We start from the raw sequence: 6,934 nt of genomic DNA, 5'->3' as shown, positions 1-6,934 counted from the left end.
ATGGTCATATGCAGCCTTTGTCATGACAGCGCATTCCATGAGGTCATCAAGGTCAAAAACTATAAACCTGCCCAGTGATAAATCTCTAACCCCATGGCCAGACCTGCCTATTCTCTGCAGTGCCCTGGATACCGATTTGGGGCTTCCTATCTGTATAACCATATCAATATATCCAATATCTATTCCCAGTTCAAGCGATGTGGATGTTATCACACATTTTAACTCCCCGTCCTTGAGGCGGTTCTCCACTTCTATTCTTGTCTGTTTTCCCAGTGAGGAATGGTGTGCCTCTATATTTTCTATTCCTCTGGCCTTGAGCCTCATTGCAACATGCTCAGTTGAGCTTCTGGTATTTGTGAATATAAGCGTTGTCTTATGGCTGTTTACAAGGTCAACGAGTATATCATACATCTTCTCATTGGCGACCTCATAGCTCACCAGTGTGAGGTCCTTCACAGGTGTGATTATGCTAAGGTCAAGATATTTATTGGTGTTTACTTCAATTATTTCAAAATCCCTTTTTCTTTCTCCATTATAGCCACAGAGATATGTCCCTATAAGCTCCAGAGGTGCCTGTGTGGCCGATAATCCGATGCGGACAAATCCGGGAGACAAGTTTTCTAGCCTTTCAAGGTTAAATGAGAGCAATGAACCTCTCTTTGTAGATGAAACCTCATGTATCTCGTCCAGTATTACGTATTCTACTCCAGTAAATTTTTCCTTGAATTTTGTTGCAGTTATTGCCAGTGAAAAGGACTCTGGAGTAGTTATTATAATGTGTGGGGGCTTCTTGAGCATTTTGTTTCTGTCGTTCTGGGCTGTATCCCCAGATCTGACTGCAACTTTGATCTTTGGAATATCCAGACCCTTTTCTCTTGCCAGGTCATATATCTCGGAAAGAGGCTCATTGAGGTTTTTGTTTATGTCATTTGCCAGTGCCTTTAATGGTGATATATACACGCAGTATATTTTCTCCTCAAGCTCATTGTTCCTCGCTTTTTTAAAAAGTTCATTTATTATAGAAAGAAAACCAGTAAGTGTTTTTCCTGTTCCGGTAGGGGATGATACCAGCACATTTTTCTTATCATGTATAAGGGGTATTGCCTTTCTCTGTGGTTCGCTCAAATCACTATATTTGTTATTGAACCATTGTGCAACAATGTCATCGAGAAAAGGCAATGTCTCTTCTACTTTAAATTGTTTATTGTATATCATCGGCGATAATCTGTAAGATAGTTCATATTTCTATATAATTTTTACCTAAAACTCAGGTTATAGTTAACATCATCGACCTCCAGAATTGATTATGTGTGTATTGAAAATAGCCTGAAGCACTATATTATCATTTAATGTTAGCATGGGTGCTCACTTCCTGCCCTCTACCTGCACGGTGACTCATGCTGAACAGGAGGAAAATCACTGATATTGCGGCGCACATCAGGGAAAAGGTACCCCACAGTTCAACAGGACTGAATATCAGTGCTGCAAGGATAATTGTTCCAACAAGTGGTCTGAATGGGTAGATCAGACTTCCAATGGCCGATGCGAATCCCAGATAACCCCCTCTCTGATTCTGTGGTGCCAGTCTTGTTATAAAAGCCATGGTAGCAGGAACCTGAAGATTTTCTCCAAGAGTTAGAACAATTATGGCCATAGCCACTACGGGGAAAAATGGCGTTAATCCGATTATTAAATATCCTACAGCATAGAGTGCGAGGCCGGATGAGATCCTGAGAGAGTCTTTCCACTTTCCTGTGACCACGTTGATGGAATTCTGAAAAAGGATCGCCACAACAGTATTTATTGCAAACAGGGCAGTTATGTAGTATGTGGCAAAACCGTATTTTGAGGAGAGGAAGAGTGGTGTTATTGGACTTTCAAACATGCCGGAAACAAAATATGCGCTGGTGGTGAGTATGGCTGCAGCAATGAAAAAAAGATCATTACGGGGAATGAAGATTTTATGGCCAGTCGACACTGACTGTTCAATGGTACTCTGATTTCTGGTATCCGTTCTCAAGACATTGTGCAATGTTGTGCACCTGTCCTGTTCGTAGCGTAGGCAGTCTCAGTCGAACCTGCTTCAGGGATCTCAGGTTAATCTCTGATGTACAGGTATTCATTCTTCATGGACTGCCAAGAGGCCAACGCACTCACGGGGAACGGATCTCCGCAAAGATCGATACCACGGTGGGTTATGGCCAGTGAGGCCAGCCTGTCCCTGTCGTAGTCCCGATCACAGTTGTCGCATCTGGATATCTTCCACGCAGGGTGCTTTACCTTTTCACCGCATACGGGACACTCTGAGGAGGTCCCTCGTGGATTCACATATATTGTCTTTTTCTGCGATTTGTATTCTATCATCTTCTGGAATTCAGAATATGGCCATCTGTTCAGATAAGTTCTGAACTTCTTCCCCTTATCCTCGCCACTTTTTCTTATGCCTTTCATATCCTCGAGGACAAAGGAGGTATCAGGATGTTCTCTCACTATTGTGGTGGACTGTTTGTGCATTGCATCCTTTATCCTTCTTCTTTGCCTCCCCCTTGTCTCCTTCAGCTTCTTGGTGCGTTTCTGTGGATTTCTGATATGCTTCTGTATCTTCTGCCGTCTGCGTGAGAAATCATTCTGTATCTTTACGATGGCCCCAACCTTTTCTGTTTCCACATTGGCAATTTCTTTATTTGCAAGTTCCACAGTGGTCATATCAACAGTTTTGAAGTTCAGATCAGCGCCCGTGATCTCTTTCCCGACAGGTTTGACATCGGGGATAATGAACGTCACTGACACTATCCTGTCAGTTATGAGCACCTCAGATATTCTGTATTTAGCGTATTCATAGAATTTTCTGTTCTTAGTATTAAGGGGGATGAGTTCATATTCCCCTGGCCGGATCGTGATCCTCATAGCATTATCTACAATCTTCACGAGTTCGGAGTCGAGCCTCATGGCAAGCTTCTTCACTTCTGGATATCTCTTTCCCTTCCTGTTCTTCCTAAACGATCTGAGGATTGCTATGGAGGACCTGCATACGGGATTGACATGATGCCTTGCATAATCATACTTCATGTCAAACCATGGCTTGATCGCTTTGCGGAGATCAATGGGTGAAGGGATCTTGCCATTCATCCTGCGTATCTCCTCAGCCTTCATTGTACCCTCATGAATGGCGTCTCTCATGTCTCCGAGGTACTGCATAATGTTAGGGGATGGAACATAATTCCACCATACTGTTCTTTTTGAACCTGAAGATATCCAGGGATGTGTCATTCCTTTACTGCCTCCAGTATATTTTTCAACTTGTGTGATCTGAGGCCATAGAGTCTTGCAGAAAAGGAGGTTATTATAGAGATCAGGTCCTTTGTGAGTTCCTCATTGGCCGATAATATTTCCTCACCGCCAGTTTCCACAATTTCTGTTCCATGGATGTTACATACCTTCTCCACAAGATCGAAACCAAAACGTGCCAGCCTGTCCCTGTGCGTCACATAGATGGTGGAAACCTTATCCTTCTCCACCAGTTCCAGGAGTTCAATAAAACCTTTCCTGTTAAACTTCATTCCGCCCCTTATGTCTGAGACAACATGGGATTCCGGTGATACTGCCTGCAATTTCTGAATCTGCCTGTCCAGATCAGCTTTCTGATCATGTGAGGATACCCTTGCATAGATGAAAGACATCCTGTTATTTTTTATGCCGAGTATACGATTGATCTCGCTCTCAGGCACACGCCGGAAGTTGTTTGAGAGCCTGATGCACTTGATCTTTCCTTTCCTGTCCCAGTTCCTGAGTGTGTTCGGATTGAGTTGGAGTATTTTACAGGCATCCCTTATGGTATAGAGTTTTTCCATGATACTTATGACAACATATTAGAAATATATATAATACTATTCATTAACTGTTTGAACCCTTATTCTGTAGAAATAAAGTATAAACTCAATAAGAGAACCCACTGCTGGCGCAACGAAGACTGCGGAGTAATTGAACGTTGCAATGATTCCACCAATCACTAGCCCCAATCCGATACCTATGTTGCCTGCCACCCTTGTCCTGCTGAATGCCTCAACGCGGTCGGATTCCTCAGTAGTATCTGAAATTAAGGCTCCGTCATTTATGTACTGGGCTGAACTTACCGGATTTGTGATGACATAGAACAGTATAAGAATCCAGGTTGGGCCACCGAGAAATATGTCAAAGAACATTCCTGAAAATATAATTATATTCGCAGTTGGCACCATGAGTCCAACCAGACGCCTTCCAATCCTGTCAACGAGACTTCCCCATGCCAGTGAGGCAGGGAAACTAAGCAGTCCACCGGCAAGGGCAACTATACCTACATCTACATAGGTTAGCCCCCTGACCTCGTAAAGGTAGATAGACATGATTATCCATACTACATACTGGCCAAAGGCCCTAATAAACTCAGCGTAAGAAATAGTATTGACAATAGGATTATTCAGGCTTCTTCCGAAGATGGAAAGGTTTTTCATACATAGACCGTAAGTTAGCCCCTATTTATATAAAATATATAAGCCTGATGTCGCCAAAATTCCGGTTGACAGGCAGTGGCGATTCTAGTACCAAGTTCTGAACATTCCACTCTTTATTATGAATTATTTCATGAAAACCATGGAATTATGGGGAAATTTATGGGTGAATGCACAGGGAGAATAAAGTAGTTTATTTTCCGGATAAATGCAAATATATGTTTCTTTGATTATGCTGTGTTGAATAAATACTTAAGCAACATGTAGTCCGAGTTGCTTCATTTCTTCCTCTTCTGGAATTACTTTCCATTTCATGTAATCAGCATTGTATTTCTTGATAAAGGATACAACGGTATCCAGATCTTCCTCCCTGATCATGACCAGGCCTTTCTCATACCTTACCGAGGGAATTGTTTCCAGCAATCCTTCCCTGTGATAATGGTATTTTGAATAGTTGGAAGGATCATCATATCCATAGAGTTTACGCAGCATCCTGTCAACAGAACTCTTCCTTTCCCCGGACTTATAGCTGGCATGGATCTTCAGCAGAATTGCAGTCTTCATGAAATATTATAATGGAAGGGCATAAATACCTTTTTGCTATCATACGGCTATGTATAGCCGTATTAAATAGGTGCCATAAATATCGAGATGGGGAAAGACTTGCAAGGACAGAAGAAACTGGAAGGAATACAACGAGGAACTTGTCATAAGAGGGACGTTCTTCTTTGATTTTGATTTCGTGGATCAGTGGGACTCTGAACTTGAGAAAATGAATCTTGGTAAAAGGGGATCGCCATTCCTCTTCCCGGAATCGTTCATGCAGTTCATGATGATATGGCACCAGTATCTGGATTACCGTGGCCTCGAAGGAATGGCAAGATCACTTGTTAATCGTGGGATAATACCAGAATATGGTGATTATACCACCATATGGCACCGCATACATAATAAGATTCCTGACATTGATATTTCGGGCATTCAGTATGCAGAACTTGGTACCGATGGCACTGGAATGAAGACAAACAATGCAGGTTCTTACAGGATAATGAAATACGGAGATCCTGATACAAGGCAGAGAAAGCATCTTGTTGTTATAATAACAGCAGATGTGAATACAAAGAAGGTCATAGGGATAGAATCACATATAGAAGGTACTGGGCCATCTGAACCGGAAACCGCATCCAGGCACATAAAGGAAGCAGTAAAGAAGGGAGTCAATATAAAAACATTCTACGGTGATGGTGCATTAGATGTGAACAATCTCTTCAACATTACACATTCCATCGGTGACATACCGGTGATCAAGATCAGGAAGAATGCCTCCACTAACAGGCAAAGGGGAAGCAGGTACAGAAGAAAAGAGGTAAGAGAATACAGGGAGAAAGGTTACAAACAGTGGGCAGAAGAGAAGCATTACGGTATGAGGTGGCCTGGAACTGAAGGAACATTCTCTGCAACAAAGAGGAAGTTTGGAGAGAACTGTGTCAGCAGGTCTAAAGAAGGACTAAAGGCAGAAGGATACCAGAGGGCAAAAAGGGAGGTAAATCAGATGAATTAGAGGCTGAAAAGAAGAATACAATCAGATGAAAAGTGAAGAGAGTGGAAATCATGATCTTTATTCAACAGAGCACTTTGATTAAAAAATTTTAAATATGTTTTTATAGAATTTTGTAATTTCTTTTGATTAGTATGATTGAATTCTATGCGAAAGCAGAATTACCTACCAGATTTGGTTCATTTAAAATATACGTTTTTAAAAATGAGGATAACAAAGACCATGCAGTTCTGGTGCATGGCAACATCGAAGGAGAGAATAATGTCCCGATTCGGATACATTCTGAATGCCTTACAGGTGATGTATTCGGATCAATGAGGTGTGATTGTAGGGACCAGCTCCTCACATCATTGAAATTTATAGGAAGCCAGGAACGGGGAATTCTAATATATTTAAGGCAGGAAGGGCGTGGCATTGGTCTTTTAAATAAAATCAGGGCATACAATCTTGAGGATAGTGGAAAAGATACGGTAGAGGCAAATGTTGAGCAGGGGCTCCCTGCGGATAACAGGCACTATAATTTTGCTGTAGATGTAATAAAATATTTTAAGATAAAATCGGTACAGTTAATGACAAACAATCCTGAAAAAATAAAATATCTGGAGGACAACGGAATAACAATAAACAGGAGAATACCAGTGATAATTCAACCCACGGAATTTGACAAATTCTATCTTGAAACAAAAAAGGACAAGATGGGGCATATGCTTTAAAATTTCCATTAGTTGTTTCCATCTTCATAAAATGTAATTATTCACGGAAATGGCAGAATTTCTATAAATCTTAACGTATATTATTTTTGTACCAGTAAATATCTTGGATAAATGGAAAAATGATTGCTAAATATTGAAAAACATAATATATACCTAATAATTATAGGTGTATGGGA

8 protein-coding genes are annotated in these 6,934 nt (G+C 41.2%); 2 read left to right on the top strand and 6 right to left on the bottom strand.

Going from position 1 to position 6,934, the window contains the following annotated elements; all coding sequences use genetic code 11:
* The 6 genes from AMDU4_RS12740 to AMDU4_RS12715 all read right to left on the bottom strand — a co-directional run.
* Positions 1–1,215 (bottom strand): DEAD/DEAH box helicase (locus AMDU4_RS12740; RefSeq protein WP_021788347.1); only part of this gene is annotated, 1,215 nt, incomplete at its 3' end.
* A 127-nt stretch (positions 1,216–1,342) separates the two neighbouring features.
* A complete protein-coding gene (locus AMDU4_RS12735; protein ID WP_290705369.1) occupies positions 1,343–2,032 on the bottom strand; it encodes a hypothetical protein in 690 nt (229 codons plus the stop codon).
* 65 nt (positions 2,033–2,097) lie between these two features.
* Positions 2,098–3,270: an RNA-guided endonuclease TnpB family protein gene (locus AMDU4_RS12730; protein WP_021788345.1), complete on the bottom strand. Its 1,173-nt coding sequence runs from the start codon at positions 3,268–3,270 to the stop codon at positions 2,098–2,100.
* Positions 3,267–3,851 carry an IS607 family transposase gene (locus AMDU4_RS12725; RefSeq protein ID WP_021788344.1) on the bottom strand — a complete coding sequence of 195 codons (585 nt, stop codon included), beginning with the start codon at positions 3,849–3,851 and terminating at the stop codon, positions 3,267–3,269. The genes AMDU4_RS12730 and AMDU4_RS12725 overlap by 4 nt, the downstream gene beginning before the upstream one ends.
* Before the next feature lie 36 nt (positions 3,852–3,887).
* Positions 3,888–4,490: an MFS transporter gene (locus AMDU4_RS12720; protein ID WP_021788343.1), complete on the bottom strand. Its 603-nt coding sequence runs from the start codon at positions 4,488–4,490 to the stop codon at positions 3,888–3,890.
* A 249-nt stretch (positions 4,491–4,739) separates the two neighbouring features.
* Positions 4,740–5,051, bottom strand: a complete 312-nt coding sequence (locus tag AMDU4_RS12715) for a hypothetical protein (RefSeq protein ID WP_021788342.1) — start codon at positions 5,049–5,051, stop codon at positions 4,740–4,742.
* Between the two features lie 79 nt (positions 5,052–5,130).
* Here AMDU4_RS12715 and AMDU4_RS12710 point away from each other — a divergent pair, with 79 nt between their 5' ends.
* The gene (locus AMDU4_RS12710) at positions 5,131–6,048 is read left to right on the top strand and encodes an IS5 family transposase (protein WP_290705372.1); all 918 of its coding nucleotides are present in this window, start codon (positions 5,131–5,133) and stop codon (positions 6,046–6,048) included.
* A 131-nt stretch (positions 6,049–6,179) separates the two neighbouring features.
* Entirely contained in the window at positions 6,180–6,758 is a 579-nt protein-coding gene (ribA, locus tag AMDU4_RS12705; RefSeq protein WP_021788340.1) for a GTP cyclohydrolase II, read from the top strand.
* The last annotated feature ends 176 nt before the right edge of the window (positions 6,759–6,934 follow it).

It is taken from the genome of Ferroplasma sp. Type II, assembly GCF_000496155.1.
Note: the sequence above shows the minus strand (reverse complement) of the source record. Positions and strands in the feature narration are given on the sequence as shown.

What these genes read in the sequence shown, in the direction of transcription:
- AMDU4_RS12730 (WP_021788345.1), bottom strand. Translation starts at nt 3,270, where the DNA reads ATGACACATCCCTGGATATCTTCAGGTTCAAAAAGAACAGTATGGTGG.
- AMDU4_RS12725 (WP_021788344.1), bottom strand. Translation starts at nt 3,851, where the DNA reads ATGGAAAAACTCTATACCATAAGGGATGCCTGTAAAATACTCCAACTC.
- AMDU4_RS12720 (WP_021788343.1), bottom strand. Translation starts at nt 4,490, where the DNA reads ATGAAAAACCTTTCCATCTTCGGAAGAAGCCTGAATAATCCTATTGTC.
- AMDU4_RS12715 (WP_021788342.1), bottom strand. Translation starts at nt 5,051, where the DNA reads ATGAAGACTGCAATTCTGCTGAAGATCCATGCCAGCTATAAGTCCGGG.
- ribA (WP_021788340.1), top strand. Translation starts at nt 6,180, where the DNA reads ATGATTGAATTCTATGCGAAAGCAGAATTACCTACCAGATTTGGTTCA.